Here is a 17,273-nt window from a genome sequence, read left to right as displayed (position 1 = left end):
CAATTCAATCGACGAAACTTCCTCACCGCCGGCGCCGCGCTGGCGGGCGGCCTGATGCTGCCGCGCGCCTTTGCCGCGGCGGGCCGCGAGCGCCTGCGCATCGGCATGATCGGCACCGGCATGCGCGGCCAGGTGCTGCTGAAAGAGCTGCTGCGCCGCGACGACGTGGAAGTGGTGGCGCTGTGCGATATCGATCCGGTCATGCTGGGCCGTGCGCTGGCGCAGGCTGAGAAAGCAGGTAAGCCGCGTCCGCGTACTTTTGGTGACGACCGTGATCCGCAAGCCTATAAGCGCATGCTGGATTCGAAGGCATTGGACGGTGTGATCATTGCCACGCCGTGGGAGTGGCATGCCCCAATGGCGATCGCCGCCATGCAGGCCAAAGTGCCGGTTGGCTGTGAAGTCGTGGCGGGCATCACGCTGCAGGATCACTGGGATGTGCTGAACACCCAGCTGAAGACCAATACACCCTATATGCTGCTGGAAAATGTGTGCTTCCGCCGCGATGTGATGTCGGTACTGCAAATGGTGCGCGCCGGCGTGTTCGGTGAGCTGGTGCACCTGCAGGGCGGTTACCAGCATGATCTGCGTGCGGTGAAGTTCAATAGCGGCGACCCGGCCAAACCTTATGGCGGCGGCGTGGAATTCGGTGCGAAAGGCTTCTCCGAAGCGCACTGGCGCACCGAGCACTCGGTGAAGCGCAATGGCGAACTGTATCCGAGCCATGGCATCGGGCCTTGCGCGATGTACACCAACATCAACCGCGGCAACCGCTTCACGCGCATCAACAGCTTCGCCACCAAGGCGCGCGGCCTGCACGATTACGTCGTCAAACAGGGCGGCCGGGATCACCCGAACGCGCAAGTGAAGTTCAGCCTGGGCGATATCGTGACCACCACGCTGTCCACGGAAAACGGCGAAACCATCCTGCTGCAGCACGATACATCGCTGCCGCGCCCATACTCGCTGGGCTTCCGCGTGCAGGGTACGAATGGCCTGTGGATGGACGTGAACCATTCCATCCACGTCGAGGGCCAGACCAAGCCGCACCAGTGGGACGATTTCCAGGCCTGGCAGGACAAGTACGAGCACCCACTGTGGCGCAAGTACGGCGAGCAGGCTGCCGGCGCCGGTCACGGCGGCATGGACTTCTTCGTCATTCATGCCTTCGTTGAAGCGCTGAAGGCGCAGGCGCCAATGCCGATCGATATCTACGATGCGGTAACGTGGAGCGCGATCACGCCGCTGTCCGAACAGTCGGTCGCCCAGAATTTCGCAACGCTGGACTTCCCTGACTTCACCAACGGCCAGTGGTGTAACCGCAAACCGATCTTCGCTTTCGGCGACCGCTACTAGAAGAGGTGGCGCAGACCGGCCATCACGCCGTTCTGCGTCTTCCCTGCGCCTGCCGTGCCGCCTGCATCCAGTGCGACCGCGGAGGCGCCTTCGTTTTTCAGGTGGCCGATGCCGACGTAAGTGGCCGTACGCTTGGACAGGTAATACATCACCCGCGCAACGGCCATCTTTACATCGTCGTCGCTATGCTTCGCATTCCGGTAAGCCAGCTGCGCATCCAGCACGAGCTGCGGCATGATCGGGTAGCTGACGCCGAGGTAGTAGAGATTCGATTCCGTCAACGCGGTTGCAGCTGCCGTGCGGCGCGCCACCACGCCGCCACCAATCTTCGCCTCCCCCGCCATTGCCCAGCCGTTCAGCGTGATACGGCGGTCGCTGTTTGTACTGCTCGTGAGGCCGCCCGCCGCACCGGGACCACCGTACAGGATGTCGTAGGAGGTGGTCACGCCAAAACGGCTTTGTTCATAGCCCAGCAGCGCCGTGACCTGGCGGCAGGCACGTGGATTGCCCGCCACTTCACCCGCACAGCCGGTGGCGGAAGGTCCGCCAGCCGCTGATACATCGCGGCCAAAACTATAGGTGGCGCCGGCGGTAAAGCCGTTGAACTGGCCCAGGTAGCCAATGGCATTGTCGCTGCGCGCATTCGGCAGATATAGGTCGATGCTGCTGATTGAGAACAGGTTTGGACCCAGCACGTCCGACTTTTGGGTGGCGAGGTACGTCATATTGATCTGGCGGCCCAGCGTCAGCGTGCCGTATTTGCTTTTCAGGCCAATCGAGGCCTGCCGCCCGAACAGACGGCCGCCCTGGCCCAGGGTGCCGGCGTCCGGTGCGAAGCCGTTCTCCAGCGTGAACACGGCTTGCAGGCCGTCGCCCAGATCTTCCGTGCCGCGGAAGCCGATGCGCGAGGGCAGGGAGCCGGTCAGCGACGGCATCTTGGTGATCGAATCGCCGGCGGCGTTGACATTGGTGACGTGAGCGACGGCGGCGTCGAACAGGCCGTACACGGTAACGTTCTGCGCGGATGCCGTGGACGTGGCGATACCGCCCAGCAGCGCTGCTGCGCCGCAGAGTGCGTACTTCATTTTGTCTCCTTGATTAGTTCCTGGTGCGCTTGGCCAGGATGGCCAGTGCGGTCATGGCGATGAGTGCGGGTGCGGCCAGCAGGGCGAGAATCACGCTGAAGGGAAGCTGCATGCCAAGCAGTACGCCACCGATCATGGCGCCGAGAATGCCGCCGAAGCGTCCTACGCCAAGCATCCAGGCGATGCCGGTGGCGCGGGCCTGGGTCGGATAGAGCGGCGCCGCCAGCGCCGGCAGTGAAGCTTGCGCGCCGGTGACCATGGTGCCGGCGGCGAAAACCAGCACGGCGAAGGCTGCGACGTTCCCGCCACTCAGACTTTGCCCGACTGCGACCAGCAGCACTGCGGCAGCGAGATAGGTGAAGGCCAGCACGCGGGATGGATTGAAGCGGTCCATCAGCAAGCCGCCGGCCAGCGTGCCGATACCGCCGCCGAGCGGGAACAGGGCAGAGAGCAACGCTGCCTTTTCGATGGAGAAGCCGGCGTCTTTCATCATCAGCGGCATCCAGCTGGTCAGGAGATAGAAGATCAGCAGCCCCATGAAGTAAGTGGTCCACAGCGTGACCGATGGCAGCAGATAGCGGCCGGACAGCACTTGCGCCAGCGAGCCTTTCGCTGCGGGCGCTTTGCCGCCGTCGCCGGCCACGAAGCGCGTGACGTGGCCGAGGTCTTTGCCGCAGATCCGTGCCAGGACCGCCGCCACCGCCGATGCGGGGTACTGGCGCACCACCATGTAGGCGACGGATTCCGGCAGCAGTTTGGCCATCACCGGCAGGAAGAGCAGGGGCAATGYGCCACCCAGCAGGAACACGCTCTCCCAGCCGTATTTGGGAATGATGCCCGCCGCAACGAAGCCGCCCAGCGCCGCACCGAGCGGAAAGCCGACATACACCGAGTTCACGATGAAGGAGCGGCGCCGCGCGGGAGCCAGTTCCGCCATCAGGGTGACCGCATTCGGCATTGCCGCGCCGAGGCCAAGTCCGGTAAGGAAGCGCAGCACGGCCATGGTCTGGATGGAGCCGGCGTAGGCGGTGAGCGCGCTGAAGATGGCGAATCCCAGCGTGGAAACCAGGATCACCGGTTTGCGGCCGAAGCGGTCGGCGCCCGGGCCGGCGGCCATCGCGCCAAATGCGAGGCCGAACAGGGCGGCGCTCAGAACCGGCGCCAGTGCGGAGCGGGCGACGCCCCATTTGGCCACCAGCGCGGGTGCGACATAGCCGATAGCGGCTGTGTCGAAACCGTCCAGCGCGAGCACGGTGAAGCAGAGGAAGAGGACTGCGTACTGAAACGGCGACATGCGGCTCTCGTCAATCAGAGCCTGCACATTGAGCGTCGTGTGCGGAGAATCCGCAACAGCGGTAGCATGGGAATACATCGGTGTCTCCTTTTGTGGAATTGTTGTGATGTAAATCCATACTACGAAAGGGCTGTTACGCCGTCTAATACTGATGTAGTCGTGATCCACAACCTTTAAGGTATCGAATATGAAAATCGCTTTTCTTGGTCTCGGCACCATGGGTTTTCCCATGGCCGCTAATTTGTTGAAGGCCGGTCACTCTGTCCACGCCTGGAATCGCTCGCCTGAACCGCGCGCGCGGTTGGCGGCCCTTGGCGCCACGGCCGCGGCGAGTCCTGCCGACGCAGCGGCAGATGCCGATGTGCTGATTTCCATGCTGGCTGACGACGACGCCACGCGCGCCGCGGTGGTCGGGTCGCAGGCGCTGTTGAAACTCAAACCAGGCGCGATTCACGTGAATATGGCGACTGTGTCGGTGAACCTGGCGGTAGAACTGGCCGAGCTGCATCGCCAGCATGGCATTGGCTATATCGCGGCGCCGGTGCTGGGCCGGGTGAATGTGGCTGAAGCCGGAAAGCTGAATATCATGGCCGCTGGCGATGCTGCGGCACTGGACAAGGTGCAGCCGCTGTTCGATGTGCTCGGCCAGAAAACCTGGCCCTTTGGCGATCGCCCGGAGCAGGCCAATGCGGCCAAGCTGGCAGTAAACTTCATGATCGCCAGCGCTATTGGCACGATGAGTGAAGCGGCGGCGCTGGTGCAGGGCCATGGCGTGGACAAGACCGGTTTCCTGGAATTGGCCACGTCGACCGTCTTTGCGGCGCCGGTCTATCAGGGCTACGGTGGCGCGATCGCACAGGAGCGATTCGAACCGGCAGGATTTAAACTGTCCCTGGGCCTGAAGGACGTACGGCTCGCGCTGGAAGCCGCGGAGCAGGTCAACGTTCCGCTGCCGCTGGCCAGTGTGCTGCGCGATACCCATATCGAGAGCCTCGCCCACGGCGATGGCCATAAGGATTGGGCTGCGCTGTCGCGTACCAGCCTGCGCCGCTCCGGCCAACTGAAGAACTAGAGTTCCTCCTTCACGTGCGCGATGCCGCGTGCGTCGTAGATGTCGTAAATCGTTTGCAGAATGTTGCGCAGTTCTTCGGAGCGGTCCATCAGGCGCATATTGAAGAGGATGGGTGAAACGGCGTGCATGTCTTCGATTTCCCGATACAGCACGTCGCTGCGCCGCATGCCTTGCAGGCTGTCCGGTACGATGGAGACGCCCTGGCCTGCAGCCACCATGCCGATGGCAATGTGCAGTTCGCGCACTTCCATCACGTGCTCCGGACGCAGCGAGCGCGCGCTGAAGGCCGCCAGCACCTGATCGGCGAAGCTGGGGCGAGGCGACTGCGGGTAGACGATCAGGTTTTCGGGTAGCAGTTCGATCAACCTGATCGGCCTTTCCGGCGCCGCCAAGGGATGGCCGATGGGCAGGGCGACGATCAGCCGTTCTTCGCGCAGCAGAATGCGGCGGATGAACGGGTCTTCCAGCACCACGCGGCCAAAGCCGACGTCGATGCTGCCATCCTTCAGGCCGCGCATCTGTTCCATCGTCGTCATTTCGTGGAAGGTGATGTGCACGCCTTTGTGGCGCTCGCGGAAGCGCCGCACGATTTCCGGCAGCAAGCCGTATAGCGTGGACGCGACGTAGCCGATCGAGAGCGTCTCACCGACCTTGCCCACGCGCTGGGTCATGGTTTTCATGTCGGCCATCTTTTCCAGCATGCTCTGCGCGTGCGCCTGAAAGAATTTGCCCGCTTCGGTGAGCCGTAGCGGGCGCGATCCCTTTTCGAACAGTGGAACGCCAAGTTCTTCCTCCAGCTGCTGGATCTGGCGGCTCAGGGGCGGCTGAGCGATGAACAGCCGCTGCGCCGCCCGCGTGAAGTTTTTCTCTTCCGCCACGGCCAGGAAATAGCGCAGATGGCGGATTTCCATCTCACACCCGCTCGATTACGGCTGCAATACCTTGTCCCACGCCGATGCACATCGTGCACAGTGCATAGCGTCCGCCCGTATCGCGCAGCTGGTAAGCCGCTGTCGTCAGCAGCCGTGCGCCGCTCATGCCGAGCGGGTGGCCGAGCGCAATGGCGCCCCCGTTTGGGTTGATGCGCGGATCGCTGTCGTCCAGGCCGAAGGATCTCGCTACCGCCAGGGCTTGCGCGGCGAAGGCTTCGTTCAGTTCCAGCACGTCCATCTGGCTGATGGTCATCTTCAGCCTGTCCATCAGCTTGCGCACCGCAGGCACGGGACCGATACCCATCACACGCGGTTCCACGCCTGCCGTCGCCGCACCAACGATGCGCGCGATTGGCGTCAGGCCATGGCGCCTTGCTGCCACGCCGCTGGCCAGCAGCAAGGCGCAGGCACCGTCGTTGATGCCGGATGCGTTGCCGGCGGTGACGGTGCCGCCGGCGCGCACCACGCCGCGCAGTCCGGCCAGCACTTCCAGTGTAGTCTCGCGAGGATGCTCGTCGCGCGCAAAGGTGACCGGGTCGCCCTTCTTCGCTGGCAGCAGCACAGGTACGATTTCGCGTGCGAATACATTGAGCTGGATGGCGGCTGCGGCTTTGCGCTGGCTGGCCAGCGCGAATTTGTCCTGATCCTCGCGACTGATGTTGTAAGCCTGGGCCACGTTTTCCGCTGTTTCGGGCATGGTGTCGACGCCATACAGCTCTTTCAGCCGCGCATTGATGAAACGCCAGCCCATGGTCGTGTCCTGCAAACTGGCGTTGCGCGAGAACGCGCTGTCGGCCTTGCCCATCACGAATGGCGCGCGGGTCATGGATTCCACGCCGCCTGCCAGCATGAGCGAGGCTTCGCCGCTGGCGATGGCGCGCGCTGCGCTGCCGACAGCGTCCATCCCGGAGCCGCACAAGCGGTTGACGGTCGTGCCGGACACCGATTGCGGCAAGCCCGCCAGCAGCGAGGACATGCGCGCCACGTTGCGATTATCTTCGCCGGCCTGATTGGCGCAGCCGTAGATCACATCGTCCACCGCTTCCCAGTCCAGATTCGGATGACGGCGCAGCAGGCCGCGTAACGGAATGGCGCCAAGATCGTCGGCGCGCACATCTTTCAGTGCGCCGCCGTAGCGGCCAATGGGTGTGCGGACTGCGTCGCAGATGAATGCTTCGTTCATGTTCTCTCCTTATTCCCACAGCAGCGGTACGCTGGTCACTTCCTGCAACTGCGCGCGGCTCAGGCCTTGCGCCATGTCGATCACGCGCAAGCCGCCGGGTACCACGTCCAGCACAGCCAGATCGGTATAGATGCGGTTTACGCAGCCGATGCCCGTCAGCGGGTAGGTGCAGTGCGGGACGATCTTGCTTTCGCCGGCCTTGGTCTGGTGCTCCATCATCACGAATACCTGCTTGGCGCCGATCGCCAGGTCCATGGCGCCGCCGACAGCGGGGATCGCATCCGGTGCACCGGTGTGCCAGTTCGCGAGGTCGCCCGTTGCAGACACCTGGAACGCGCCCAGCACGCAGATATCGAGATGGCCGCCGCGCATCATGGCGAAGGAATCGGCGTGGTGGAAGTAGGCGCCGCCGGTGAGCAGGGTGACGGGCTGCTTGCCCGCGTTGATCAGGTCATCGTCTTCCTCGCCCGGTGCGGGTGCGGGACCCATGCCCAGCACGCCATTCTCGCTATGCAGGAAAACCTCGCGCTTGGCGGGCAGGTAGTTGGCGACTTTGGTTGGCAGGCCGATGCCGAGGTTGACGTAAGCGCCTTCCGGGATGTCTTGCGCCACGCGGGCGGCCATTTGTTCGCGGCTGAAGCGGTTCACAGTTTGCTCTCCTTGACGACGCGCTGTACGAAGATGCCGGGCGTGACGATAATTTCGGGATCGAGTTCACCCAGTGCGACGATGTCCTTCACCTGCGCGATCGTGACCTTGGCCGCCATCGCCATCACGGGACCGAAATTGCGGGCGGTCTTGCGATAGACCAGATTGCCCCAGCGGTCGCCGCGCAGCGCCTTGATCAGCGCGAAGTCGGCGTGGATGGGCGATTCCAGCACGTAGTGGCGGCCGTTGATGAGGCGTGTCTCTTTGCCCTCCGCGAGTGGCGTGCCGTAGCCGGTCGGCGAGAAGAAGCCGCCGATGCCTGCGCCGGCGGCGCGGATACGCTCGGCCAGATTGCCTTGCGGTGTCAGCTCCAGCTCGATTTCACCCGCGCGGTAGAGCGCGTCGAAGTGGTGCGAGTCAGCCTGGCGCGGGAAGGAGCAGACGATCTTGCGCACACGGCGTTCGCGCAGCAGCGCGGCTAGCCCGGTTTCGCCATTGCCAGCGTTGTTGTTGACGATGGTGAGTTCGCGCGCGCCCTGGTCAATCAGCGCGTCGATCAACGCGGACGGCATGCCCGCGTTGCCGAAGCCGCCGATCATGACGGTGGCGCCGTCGTGAATGTCCGCGACGGCTTGCCGCATCGATTCGAATGTCTTGTTGATCATGTCTGGCTTTCTATTGCAGGAAGCTGGACAGCGCGTCATTGAACGCGGATGCAGCTTCGATATTGGAGATGTGCGATGCCGGCAGCACCGAGAGCTGCGCGCCTGGAATGCGCTCGTACAGGAAGAGCGCGTCATTCACGGTGGTGACAGGATCGGCTTCGCCTGCGATGACCAGCGTGGGCAGGGCGATGCGGCGCACGTCGTCGCGCTGGTCGGCGGCGGCCAGCGCATCGCAGCAGGCGGCGTAGCCTTCTGCGCTGCCGCTGGCCATGGCGTCTACCAGGCCGCTGACCAGGGTGGCTTCGCGTGCGGCGAAAGCAGGCGTGAACCAGCGTTCCGGTGCGCCGGATGCGATACCACCCAGGCCATAGAGCCGCACATTGGCAGCGCGCGTTTTCCAGCCATCGGCGCTGCCGATGCGCGCGGCGGTGTTGGCGATGGCCAGGCGGCCAATACGGTCTTCGGCATGCGCGCCCAGCCACTGGCCGATGGCGCCGCCCATGGAGATGCCGCAGAAGTGAACGCGCTGCACGTCGAGATGGTCCAGCAGCTCGATCACATCGCCTCCCAGTTGCGCCAGGCTGTATGGTCCCTGTGGCGCGGTGGAGCGGCCATGGCCGCGCGTGTCGTAGCGGATGACCTGAAAGCGTTCGGCGAAAGCGTCCGTTTGCAAATCCCACATGCGCAAGTCGGTGCCGAGGGAGTTGGAGAACAGCAGGCAAGGCTTGTCGGACTGGCCGTCGACGCGATACCAGGTGCCTGCTGGGGTGAGGCCGGTTTTCATCCCTGATCTCCTCCGCCGACCGGCAACACCGTGCCGGTGATATAGGATGCTTCAGGCGACGCGAGGAACAGGATGGCGCCCACTTGCTCGTCGATCGTGCCGTAGCGGTGCATCAGGCTGGACGCGATGGTCTGGTCGACAATGCCCTGATACCAGACTTTTTCCTGGTCGCTGAGCGGCTTGGGATTGCGTGGCACTTTGCGCGGCGGCGCTTCCGTGCCGCCGGTAGCAACGGCGTTGACGCGGATGCCGTCGCCTGCGTGTTCAAAGGCCAGTGCGGCCGTCAACGCGTTCACGCCGCCTTTTGCAGCGGAGTAGGGAATGCGGTAAATGCCGCGCGTGGCGATGGAGGATATGTTGACGATGGAGCCAGCTCCCTGCTCAATCATTGCCGGCAGTACGGCGCGGCAGCACCACAGCGTGGGGAAGAGCGAGCGGCGGATTTCGGCTTCGATCTCTTCCGGCTGGTAAGCCTGGTAGGGCTTGGCCCAGATTGTGCCGCCAACATTGTTGACCAGAACGTCGATGCCGCCGAAGCCTTCGTGCGCGGCGGAGGCCACGGCGGCCGCGCCGGCATAAGTTTCGAGATCGGCGGTGACAACGGCGACTTGTGCGTCAAGTGCCCGGACCTCGTCGGCAACTTCGTACACCAGCTCCGAGCGGTCGGCCAGCACCAGACGCGCACCTTCAGCCGCCATCGCCAGTGCCACGCCGCGGCCGATGCCTTGCGCGGCGCCGGTGACAATCACGCTCTGTCCATGGAATCGTTGTTTCAGCATCATCACGCTCCGCTGCTGGCCGAGAACTTCTCGAAATAGAAGTTCGCAGGCGTTACGCCGATTTCGCCGAGCCACTTGCGCACCGCATCGACCATCGGCACTGGGCCGCACAAATAGACATCCACATCGCCGCCGTTCAGCCATTCGTCGTCGACATGCTGCGTGACGTAGCCCTTGCGCGCGTGCGCGCTTGCGGGCGCGGCGACGCAGGTGCGGTAGCTGAATTGCGGGTTGGCGACGGCGATGCGGTCCAGCTCTTCCAGCGCCACCAGATCTTCGTCATTGGTCACGCCGAACACCATGTGCACGGGATGTGTGAAGCCCTGTTCGTCCAGCACCTGCAGCATGGCGAGGAAAGGTGCGATGCCGGTGCCCCCAGCCAGCATCAGCACGGGACGTTGTACGGGACGCAGATAGAAGGAGCCAAAGGGGCCGGAGAATCCGATCGGCTGGCCGGGAGCCGCGTCGCCGCACAGGTAGCTGCTCATGCGGCCGTTCGGCACATTGCGCACCACGAATTCAACCTGGCGTGCGCCGGGCTGGGAGCTGAAGGAATAGGAGCGCGTCAGTTCGGTGCCGGGGATTTCAACGTTCACATACTGGCCGGACAGGAAGGTCAGCGCGTCCGGCGCCTCAAGGTCGATCGAGAAGCCGATGGTGGTGGCGGACAGCTGGCGCACGGCGGCGACGCTGCCCGCATGGCGGGTTACGCCGGTCTTGCACGAAGCCGCAGTGGCGGGAATCTTCACCACGCAATCCGAAGTCGGTTTCATCTGGCAGGCCAGCACCTGGCGCTGCGCTGCCTCTTCCGGCGTGAGCGCGTCTTCGATATAGCTGGACTCCGGCATGTCATAGTTGCCGGACTCGCAGTGGCCACGGCAGGTGCCGCAAGCGCCGTCGCGGCAATCCAGCGGGATATTGACCTTCTGGCGGTAGGCGGCATCGGCCAGCTTCTCGCCTGCTTCGCAGCTGATGAAGCGGGTCACGCCGTCTTCGAATTGAAGAGCGATGTTGTACGTCATGGCGTGCCTCTCAGATGTGATAAATGTCGATGACCTGGTTGATGTAGTCGTTTTTCAGGACGACATACTTGTCAACAATGCGCGGCGTGCCGCCGCTGTGGTCGATGATGTAGCGCGACATGCCGAAGTAGCTGAAGTCCGTCTTGTAGCGGTGGCTCAGCGTGTGCCAGTTGAAGCGCACGGTGACGGTGCCGCCTTCGCGGCTCACCACTTCCACATTGCTGATGTTGTGGCTGGTGCGGGTATCCGGCATGGTGGCGCTGGAACGTTCGGTCTTGATGCGGAACACGCGGTCTTCCAGACCCTGGCGATTCGGATAGAAGATCAGCGAGATTTCGCGCTCCGGATCGGTAATCAGCTGGTCGTCGTCGTCCCAGGACGGCATCCAGAAGCGAGCGGTGGGGGCGTAGCATTCCAGCCAATCGTCCCACAGCTCATCGTCCAGCAAGCGGGACTCGCGGTACAGAAAGGCGCGGATGTCTTCGATATTCATTTGCCGGACTCCTTGGCATCCGTGATCACCTTCAGCCAGTAGCGGTGCTGCACGGTGTACAAGCCTTCGTCCTCGGTCTTCACGCCACTCATGACCGGTTTCAGGCCGATTTCTTTGGCCGCTTCATCGGCGCCGTCGATCCAGTGTTCGGAGCCGCGGCACATATCGTTCCACTTCATGGCTGAACCGGCATAGCCAGCCTGGCAGGCGCGAAATTCTTCCAGGTCGTCCGGCGTTGCCATGCCGCTGACGTTGAAGAAGTCCTCATACTGGCGGATACGGCGCGCACGCGCCTCGGCGGATTCGCCTTTCGGGGCAATGCAGTAGATGGTGGTTTCAGTCTTGTCCACCGAGATCGGACGCAGCACGCGGATTTGCGAGCCGAACTGGTCCATCAGGTATACGTTCGGATACAGGCAGAGATTGCGCGAGCGCTCAATCATCCAGTCCGCCATCGGACCGCCGAACTGCGAGGCGAATTCCTCGCGGCGCGGGAAATTGGGACGGTCTTCCGGATTCGCCCAGCGGCTCCACAGCAGCATATGGCCGTTCTCGAAAGCGTAGAAACCGCCGCCCTGCTTGCCCCATTTGCCGGCATCCATGGCGCGGACATTGTCCCCGGCCTCGGCCTGCTTGCGGTGGTTGGTGGTGGCGGCGTAGTTCCAGTGCACGGCGGAGACGTGATAGCCGTCCGCGCCATTCTCGGCCTGCAGCTTCCAGTTGCCGTTGAAGGTGTAGGTGGACGCGCCGCGCAAGACTTCCAGTCCATCCGGCGACTGATTGACGATCATGTCGATGATCTTTCCCGCCTCGCCCAGGAATTCAGTCAGCGGCGGCACATCGGAATTCAGGCTGCCGAACAGGAAGCCCTTGTAGTTCTCGAAACGCGCCACTTTCTTCAGATCGTGCGAGCCTTCCTTGTTGAAGCACTCCGGATAGCCCGCTTCCTCCGGGTCTTTCACTTTCAGCAGCTTGCCGTTGTTGTTGAAGGTCCAGCCGTGGAAGGGGCAGGTATAGGTGGCCTTGTTGCCGCGCTTGTGGCGGCACAGCTGTGCACCGCGGTGGCTGCAGGCGTTGATGAAGGCGTTCAGCTCACCCTGGCGGTTGCGAGCGATGAAGATCGGCTGGCGGCCCATATGGGTCGTGTAGTAATCGTTGGTGTTCGGGATCTGACTTTCGTGTGCCAGGTAGATCCAGTTGCCTTCGAAGATGTGCTTCATCTCCAACTCGAACAGTTCGGGGTCGGTGAAGGCGCTGCGGTTCAGGCGATAGTCGCCCTTGGCCTTGTCTTCGACGAGGAAATCATCCAGGGTTTGCATGGCCTTGCTCCTTACGCTGCGGCGCGCACGCGCTGTACTTCTGCGGACGGTGCGGTGACCGCTTCCGGCAGCAGATGGAAATCGAAGTCGATCGTGGCGTGCGGTTCGGCGCCGCCGGTGCGCTTCACCTCCGGCACCAGTCCTTCACGGCTGGCGAAGGCAAAGTCGTCCCACAGGTATTCGTCGCCGTCAATATTGATCTGGGTGGTCAGCTTGCGGTAGCCATTGGCGGTAACGAAGAAGTGGATGTGGGCGGGGCGGTTGCCGTGGCGGCCCAGCTGGTCCAGCAACAGCTGCGTGGCGCCGTCCGGTGGACAGGCGTAACCCATCGGCATGATGCTGCGGAAGCGGTAGCGGCCTTGCTCGTCGGTGATGATGGAGCGGCGCAGATTGAAAGCGGATTGCGACTTATCGAAGAAGGAATAATTGCCCATCAGGTTGGCGTGCCACACTTCGACCCTGGCATTCGGTACCGGCTTGCCGTCCTTGCCGTACACGATGCCCTGCATGAACAGGACTTCGGCCTGTTCGCTCTCGGTGCCGTCGTCCAGGCGCGCGTAGCCGACCGATTCCGGTGCGCCAGCCACGTACAGCGGGCCTTCGATGGCGCGCGGCGTGCCGCCCGTCAGGCCGGCTTTCGCTTCGGCTTCGTYGGCGCGCATATCGAGGAAGCGCTCCAGGCCAATGCCCGGCGCCAGCAGGCCGAATTCATTGCGCGAGCCGGTGAAGGTCAGGTATTCCAGGCCTTTCCACACTTCGCTCGGCTGGATGTCCAGGTCTTCAATCGCCTTGTACAGGTCACCCAGAAGGCGCACCGCGATTTGCTGTACGCGCGGATTGACAGGGCGGGTTGCGGTATCGACGATCCAGCTTTTGACCAGTGCATCAATTTCAGTATGAGTCATGACAAAGTCTCCTTGTTAGTGTGGTGTTAGCGATCGTCGTCGCGAATGGATGATGGGTGGCGGCACAGCGGGGCGACTTCGATGGCCATGTAGGGAAACAGCGGCAGCGACATCAGCGTGTTGTGCAGCTCGTCGACGCTCTCCACGTCGAACACGCTGAAGTTGGCGTACTGGCCGGCGATGCGCCACAGGTGGCGCCATTTGCCGCTGCGTTGCAGTTCTTGCGCCAGTTCCTTCTCGCGCAGCTTGAGTTGCGTGGCCTGCTGTTCCGGCATATCCGGCGGCAGGTTCACGTTCATTCGTACATGGAACAGCATCGTGGTTCTCCTTTATTGCGCTTGCAGGTACTGGATCTTTTCGATATCCAGCTCAACGCCCAGGCCGGGCTTGCGCGGCACCTGCAGCATGAAATCCTTGTAGACCAATGGCTCCCGCAGCACTTCTTGCGTCAGCAGCAGGGGGCCGAACAACTCGGTGCCATACGCCAGGCTGTTGAAGGTGGCGAACAGCTGGGCGGATGCCGCAGTGCCAACACCGCCTTCCAGCATCGTGCCGCCGTACAGGCCAACGCCCGCCAGCTGGGCGACGGCGGCGACCTGCGCGGCGGGCAGCAGGCCGCCGGACTGGGTAATCTTCACGGCGAAGACGTCGGCAGCGGAGGCGGTCGCCATGGCGTAGGCATCCAGCGGGCCATGCAGGGCTTCGTCGGCCATGATCGGTACCGCGAAGGTGGCGGCCAAGCGGGCCATGGCGGCTTTGTTCTCGGCGCGCACGGGCTGCTCGATCAGGTCGACGCCGCCGTCCTGCAGTGCGGCGATGGCGCGCATCGCATCCTGTTCATTCCAGGCCTGGTTCACGTCCACGCGCACGCTGGCGCGCTCGCCTACGGCCTTCTTGATGGCGATGACGTGGGCCACGTCGTCTTCCACGCGGCGGGCGCCGATCTTCAGTTTGAAGATGCGGTGGCGGCGCATGTCGAGCATTTTTTCGGCTTCGGCGATGTCCTTGCTGGTGTCGCCGCTGGCGAGGGTCCATGCCACCGGCAGTTCATCGCGCACGCGGCCGCCCAGCAGTTCGCTCAGCGGCACGCCGAGGCGGCGTGCCTGCGCATCCAGCAGGGCCGTCTCGATCGCGCATTTGGCGAAGCGGTTGCCCTGGATGACCTGGCGCACTTTCGCCATCGCTTTCGCGACTTCGCTCGCTTCCATGCCGACGATCAGCGGAGCGATGTAGGTGTCGATATTGGTCTTGATGCTCTCGGGGCTCTCTTCGCCGTAATTCAGGCCGCCGATGGTGGTGGCTTCGCCCCAGCCTTCAATGCCGTCGGCGCAGCGCACGCGCACCAGGACCAGGGTCTGAGTGCTCATGGTGGCTACCGAGAGCTTGTGTGGGCGGATGGTGGGCACATTGGCCAGCATCACTTCGATATTCTGGATCATACTCATGGCATATAGTGGGCTGCGGATATGGACAAGATATGCCTCTCCAGAGGCGCAGTCCAACACTGAGTTGGTATGATTCAATACCTGGAAGGTATGGTTAAGGAGTTGCCGTGGAGCTACGCCATCTGCGTTATTTCGTCGCTGTCGCTGAGGAGAAAAACTTCACCCGCGCGGCCAAGCGTTTGTTCATCGCTCAGCCGCCGCTGAGCCGCCAGATCCAGCAGCTGGAAGAAGAGTTGGGCGTGGATCTGATCGAGAAGGGCTCGCGCCCTTTGCGCCTGACCGAGGCAGGTGAATTTTTCCAGGCTCACGCTACTGAGCTATTGGAGAAAGTGGGCGCGCTGAAGACCATGACTCAGCGCGTGGGCAAGGTAGAGCGCACGCTGTCGATCGGTTTTGTGGCCTCGACCCTGTATGGCCTGCTGCCGGAGATCGTACGCCGCTTCCGCACGCGCTATACGCAGGTGGAGGTCACTTTTAACGAACTGACCACCATGGAACAGCTCAAGGCCTTGAAAGAGGGGCGTATCGACGTGGGCTTCGGCCGCGTGAAGGCGGAAGATCCCAGCGTGCGCCGCATCGTGCTGCGCGAAGAACGCCTGATTGTGGCGCTGCCGATCGGGCATGCGCTGAGCGATTCGGAGGAGCCCTTGCGGCTACTGGATCTGCAGGGCGAGACGCTGCTGGTCTATCCGAAATCGCCGCGTCCCAGTTTCGCCGATCAGGTGCTGGAAGTGTTCCGCGCCCACGGCATCCAGCCGCGCAATGTGATGGAAGTACGCGAACTGCAAATCGCAGTGGGCCTTGTGGCTGCTGGAGAAGGCATCGCCGTGGTGCCGGAGAGCGTGCATGGCATGAAGCGCCGCGACATCCACTACCGCCCGCTGGCGGACCGCCAGGCCGTGTCCCCGGTAATGTTCAGCGTGCGCAATATGGACAAGTCCGAGGAACTGGTTAACATGCTCGCTGTGATCTACGAGATCTACGACGAATTCGGCATCCCGCACGTGAAGGAAAAGCTTTAAGAAAACCTGAGGCGTAACCCTGGTGGCTGCCACGATGTGGCAGCCACCTGCATCTGCCGTGGGTTTAAAAAAAAGCCGCTCCCGAAGGAGCGGCTTTTGCGAACCGGCTAAGAGTAATCAGCGATTACTGGAAGCGGTAGGATGCGTTCACGTACAGGAAGCGGCCGCGTGGGTCGTACTGGTTGATGTCGTAACCGTATTGGAACTGGTTGGACACTGGTACGAAGATCTCAGGCTGCTTGTCGAACAGGTTGCGCACGCCAACGGTCAGGGTCAGTGGCTTGATTGGCTTGTAGGTCACGTTCAGATCGTACGTAGCGTTGGCGCCGATGAAGGTGCGCTCGTCATCTTCATAGCGGTGGCCAGCTTCGTAACGCGAGCTGAAGTTCTGGATGACGGTAGCGGTCCACTTGTCTTTGCTCCAGGTGGTCGCCAGGGTGTGCTTCCAGCGCAGCACTACGCCGCCGTTCTGGGCGCCCAGCACTGGGTTGCCTGCGGAGTCAACCAGGGTGCCAACTTTGTGCGAGATATCGCCGCCTGGGCTGGTCTGGTCGAACTGGTCCATGTAAGTACCGTTCAGGGCCACATCGAAGCGGCCGTAATCGGTGTTCTTACGGTAGTTCGCGAACAGGTCGAAGCCTTTCACCACTGCGTCGCCGGTGTTGGTCAGCAGGGTCTTGATGCCGGTGATCTGGCCGCTGCTGTTCAGGGTGACGAAGTTAGCGTAAGCCGCATCGCCAGCGCGGAAGCGGGATACCACTTCCTGAGCCGATGGGGTCGACAGGATGTCGGACACATTGATCTTGAACCAGTCCAGACCAACGGTGAAGTTGTCGATCGGAGCCAGCACGATACCAACGGACTTCTGACGCGACTTCTCAGGCTTCAGRTCCGGGTTGCCGCCGGTCAGGGCGTTCACCTGGATCTGGTTCTGGTGGGTTGCCGGGTCGTTGAAGGACTCGGAAGAACCCACAGTCTGCGGCTGCCACAGGTCGGTCAGGGTTGGAGCGCGGAAGCCCGAACCAGCGGATGCACGCAGCACCACTTGCTTGATTGGCTGCCAGCGAGCGTTCGCCTTGTAGTTGGTGGACGAACCTACGTCATCGTAGTGGTCGTAACGCACTGCTGCGCCCAGGTCCAGGTTCTTCAGCACCGGCACGTTGGTTTCGGTGAACAGCGAGTTGATCTTGCGCTCGCGGTCAACTGGAGGAACGCTGCCGCCCAGACCGGCGATGTCGCCAGCTTCCAGCGCTTCGCTCGGGGTGGTTT

Annotated in this window: 18 protein-coding genes; 3 read left to right on the top strand and 15 right to left on the bottom strand. The window is 62.8% G+C overall.

Annotated features, from left to right (window positions below; translation table 11 throughout):
• Nucleotides 1-1,356 (top strand): Gfo/Idh/MocA family protein (locus AB4Z11_RS04360; protein ID WP_442022983.1); only part of this gene is annotated, 1,356 nt, incomplete at its 5' end.
• Here the strand turns inward: AB4Z11_RS04360 and AB4Z11_RS04355 are convergent.
• Both AB4Z11_RS04355 and AB4Z11_RS04350 read right to left on the bottom strand, forming a co-directional pair.
• Nucleotides 1,353-2,441 carry a porin gene (locus AB4Z11_RS04355; RefSeq protein WP_442022982.1) on the bottom strand — a complete coding sequence of 363 codons (1,089 nt, stop codon included), beginning with the start codon at nt 2,439-2,441 and terminating at the stop codon, nt 1,353-1,355. The genes AB4Z11_RS04360 and AB4Z11_RS04355 overlap by 4 nt on opposite strands.
• A 13-nt stretch (nt 2,442-2,454) precedes the next feature.
• Nucleotides 2,455-3,813: an MFS transporter gene (locus AB4Z11_RS04350; RefSeq protein WP_442022981.1), complete on the bottom strand. Its 1,359-nt coding sequence runs from the start codon at nt 3,811-3,813 to the stop codon at nt 2,455-2,457.
• Nucleotides 3,814-3,922: 109 nt separating this feature from the next.
• On the opposite strand from AB4Z11_RS04350, the gene AB4Z11_RS04345 reads away from it, so the two are divergent.
• A complete protein-coding gene (locus AB4Z11_RS04345) occupies nt 3,923-4,807 on the top strand; it encodes an NAD(P)-dependent oxidoreductase (RefSeq protein WP_442022980.1) in 885 nt (294 codons plus the stop codon).
• Here the strand turns inward: AB4Z11_RS04345 and AB4Z11_RS04340 are convergent.
• The 12 genes from AB4Z11_RS04340 to AB4Z11_RS04285 are packed head-to-tail and all read right to left on the bottom strand — an operon-like array spanning nt 4,804 to nt 14,976.
• Nucleotides 4,804-5,718, bottom strand: a complete 915-nt coding sequence (locus AB4Z11_RS04340) for a LysR family transcriptional regulator (protein ID WP_442022979.1) — start codon at nt 5,716-5,718, stop codon at nt 4,804-4,806. The genes AB4Z11_RS04345 and AB4Z11_RS04340 overlap by 4 nt on opposite strands.
• A 1-nt stretch (nt 5,719) precedes the next feature.
• Nucleotides 5,720-6,922, bottom strand: coding sequence for a 3-oxoadipyl-CoA thiolase (gene pcaF / locus AB4Z11_RS04335; RefSeq protein ID WP_442022978.1), 1,203 nt, complete (start codon nt 6,920-6,922; stop codon nt 5,720-5,722).
• Nucleotides 6,923-6,931: 9 nt separating this feature from the next.
• Nucleotides 6,932-7,570, bottom strand: a complete 639-nt coding sequence (locus AB4Z11_RS04330) for a CoA transferase subunit B (protein WP_442022977.1) — start codon at nt 7,568-7,570, stop codon at nt 6,932-6,934.
• On the bottom strand, nt 7,567-8,235 hold the full coding sequence (locus AB4Z11_RS04325) for a 3-oxoacid CoA-transferase subunit A (protein WP_442022976.1): 669 nt from the start codon (nt 8,233-8,235) through the stop codon (nt 7,567-7,569). The genes AB4Z11_RS04330 and AB4Z11_RS04325 overlap by 4 nt, the downstream gene beginning before the upstream one ends.
• A gap of 10 nt (nt 8,236-8,245) precedes the next feature.
• Nucleotides 8,246-9,019, bottom strand: coding sequence for a 3-oxoadipate enol-lactonase (pcaD, locus tag AB4Z11_RS04320; RefSeq protein ID WP_442022975.1), 774 nt, complete (start codon nt 9,017-9,019; stop codon nt 8,246-8,248).
• Nucleotides 9,016-9,801 carry a 1,6-dihydroxycyclohexa-2,4-diene-1-carboxylate dehydrogenase gene (locus AB4Z11_RS04315; protein ID WP_442022974.1) on the bottom strand — a complete coding sequence of 262 codons (786 nt, stop codon included), beginning with the start codon at nt 9,799-9,801 and terminating at the stop codon, nt 9,016-9,018. The genes pcaD and AB4Z11_RS04315 overlap by 4 nt, the downstream gene beginning before the upstream one ends.
• On the bottom strand, nt 9,801-10,820 hold the full coding sequence (gene benC, locus AB4Z11_RS04310) for a benzoate 1,2-dioxygenase electron transfer component BenC (RefSeq protein WP_442022973.1): 1,020 nt from the start codon (nt 10,818-10,820) through the stop codon (nt 9,801-9,803). Before benC ends, AB4Z11_RS04315 begins: the two co-directional genes overlap by 1 nt.
• A gap of 10 nt (nt 10,821-10,830) precedes the next feature.
• Nucleotides 10,831-11,313, bottom strand: coding sequence for a benzoate 1,2-dioxygenase small subunit (gene benB / locus AB4Z11_RS04305; protein WP_442022972.1), 483 nt, complete (start codon nt 11,311-11,313; stop codon nt 10,831-10,833).
• The gene (benA, locus tag AB4Z11_RS04300; protein ID WP_442022971.1) at nt 11,310-12,632 is read right to left on the bottom strand and encodes a benzoate 1,2-dioxygenase large subunit; all 1,323 of its coding nucleotides are present in this window, start codon (nt 12,630-12,632) and stop codon (nt 11,310-11,312) included. The genes benB and benA overlap by 4 nt, the downstream gene beginning before the upstream one ends.
• Before the next feature lie 11 nt (nt 12,633-12,643).
• Nucleotides 12,644-13,537, bottom strand: coding sequence for a catechol 1,2-dioxygenase (gene catA / locus AB4Z11_RS04295; RefSeq protein WP_442022970.1), 894 nt, complete (start codon nt 13,535-13,537; stop codon nt 12,644-12,646).
• A 26-nt stretch (nt 13,538-13,563) separates the two neighbouring features.
• Complete coding sequence (gene catC, locus AB4Z11_RS04290) at nt 13,564-13,854, bottom strand: muconolactone Delta-isomerase (protein ID WP_442022969.1); 291 nt, start codon at nt 13,852-13,854, stop codon at nt 13,564-13,566.
• 12 nt (nt 13,855-13,866) lie between these two features.
• Nucleotides 13,867-14,976: a muconate/chloromuconate family cycloisomerase gene (locus AB4Z11_RS04285; protein ID WP_442022984.1), complete on the bottom strand. Its 1,110-nt coding sequence runs from the start codon at nt 14,974-14,976 to the stop codon at nt 13,867-13,869.
• Between the two features lie 113 nt (nt 14,977-15,089).
• On the opposite strand from AB4Z11_RS04285, the gene AB4Z11_RS04280 reads away from it, so the two are divergent.
• Entirely contained in the window at nt 15,090-16,004 is a 915-nt protein-coding gene (locus AB4Z11_RS04280; RefSeq protein ID WP_442022968.1) for a LysR family transcriptional regulator, read from the top strand.
• Nucleotides 16,005-16,128: 124 nt separating this feature from the next.
• On the opposite strand, the gene AB4Z11_RS04275 is transcribed toward AB4Z11_RS04280, so the two are convergent.
• A partial coding sequence (locus tag AB4Z11_RS04275; RefSeq protein ID WP_442022967.1) for a TonB-dependent receptor domain-containing protein occupies nt 16,129-17,273 on the bottom strand: 1,145 nt, incomplete at its 5' end.

The sequence above is a fragment of the Pseudoduganella sp. RAF53_2 genome (assembly GCF_052113985.1).
Lineage (GTDB): Bacteria > Pseudomonadota > Gammaproteobacteria > Burkholderiales > Burkholderiaceae_D > Rugamonas.
The sequence above is the reverse complement of the archived record's forward strand: the minus strand, read 5'-3'. Positions and strand labels throughout refer to the sequence as shown.

Excerpts from the sequence above, each read along its gene's own strand:
- AB4Z11_RS04315 (WP_442022974.1), bottom strand. The coding sequence starts at position 9,801 with ATGATGCTGAAACAACGATTCCATGGACAGAGCGTGATTGTCACCGGC.
- AB4Z11_RS04285 (WP_442022984.1), bottom strand. The coding sequence starts at position 14,976 with ATGATCCAGAATATCGAAGTGATGCTGGCCAATGTGCCCACCATCCGC.
- catC (WP_442022969.1), bottom strand. The coding sequence starts at position 13,854 with ATGCTGTTCCATGTACGAATGAACGTGAACCTGCCGCCGGATATGCCG.
- AB4Z11_RS04355 (WP_442022982.1), bottom strand. The coding sequence starts at position 2,441 with ATGAAGTACGCACTCTGCGGCGCAGCAGCGCTGCTGGGCGGTATCGCC.
- AB4Z11_RS04345 (WP_442022980.1), top strand. The coding sequence starts at position 3,923 with ATGAAAATCGCTTTTCTTGGTCTCGGCACCATGGGTTTTCCCATGGCC.
- AB4Z11_RS04340 (WP_442022979.1), bottom strand. The coding sequence starts at position 5,718 with ATGGAAATCCGCCATCTGCGCTATTTCCTGGCCGTGGCGGAAGAGAAA.
- pcaD (WP_442022975.1), bottom strand. The coding sequence starts at position 9,019 with ATGAAAACCGGCCTCACCCCAGCAGGCACCTGGTATCGCGTCGACGGC.
- pcaF (WP_442022978.1), bottom strand. The coding sequence starts at position 6,922 with ATGAACGAAGCATTCATCTGCGACGCAGTCCGCACACCCATTGGCCGC.
- benC (WP_442022973.1), bottom strand. The coding sequence starts at position 10,820 with ATGACGTACAACATCGCTCTTCAATTCGAAGACGGCGTGACCCGCTTC.
- AB4Z11_RS04325 (WP_442022976.1), bottom strand. The coding sequence starts at position 8,235 with ATGATCAACAAGACATTCGAATCGATGCGGCAAGCCGTCGCGGACATT.
- benB (WP_442022972.1), bottom strand. The coding sequence starts at position 11,313 with ATGAATATCGAAGACATCCGCGCCTTTCTGTACCGCGAGTCCCGCTTG.
- benA (WP_442022971.1), bottom strand. The coding sequence starts at position 12,632 with ATGCAAACCCTGGATGATTTCCTCGTCGAAGACAAGGCCAAGGGCGAC.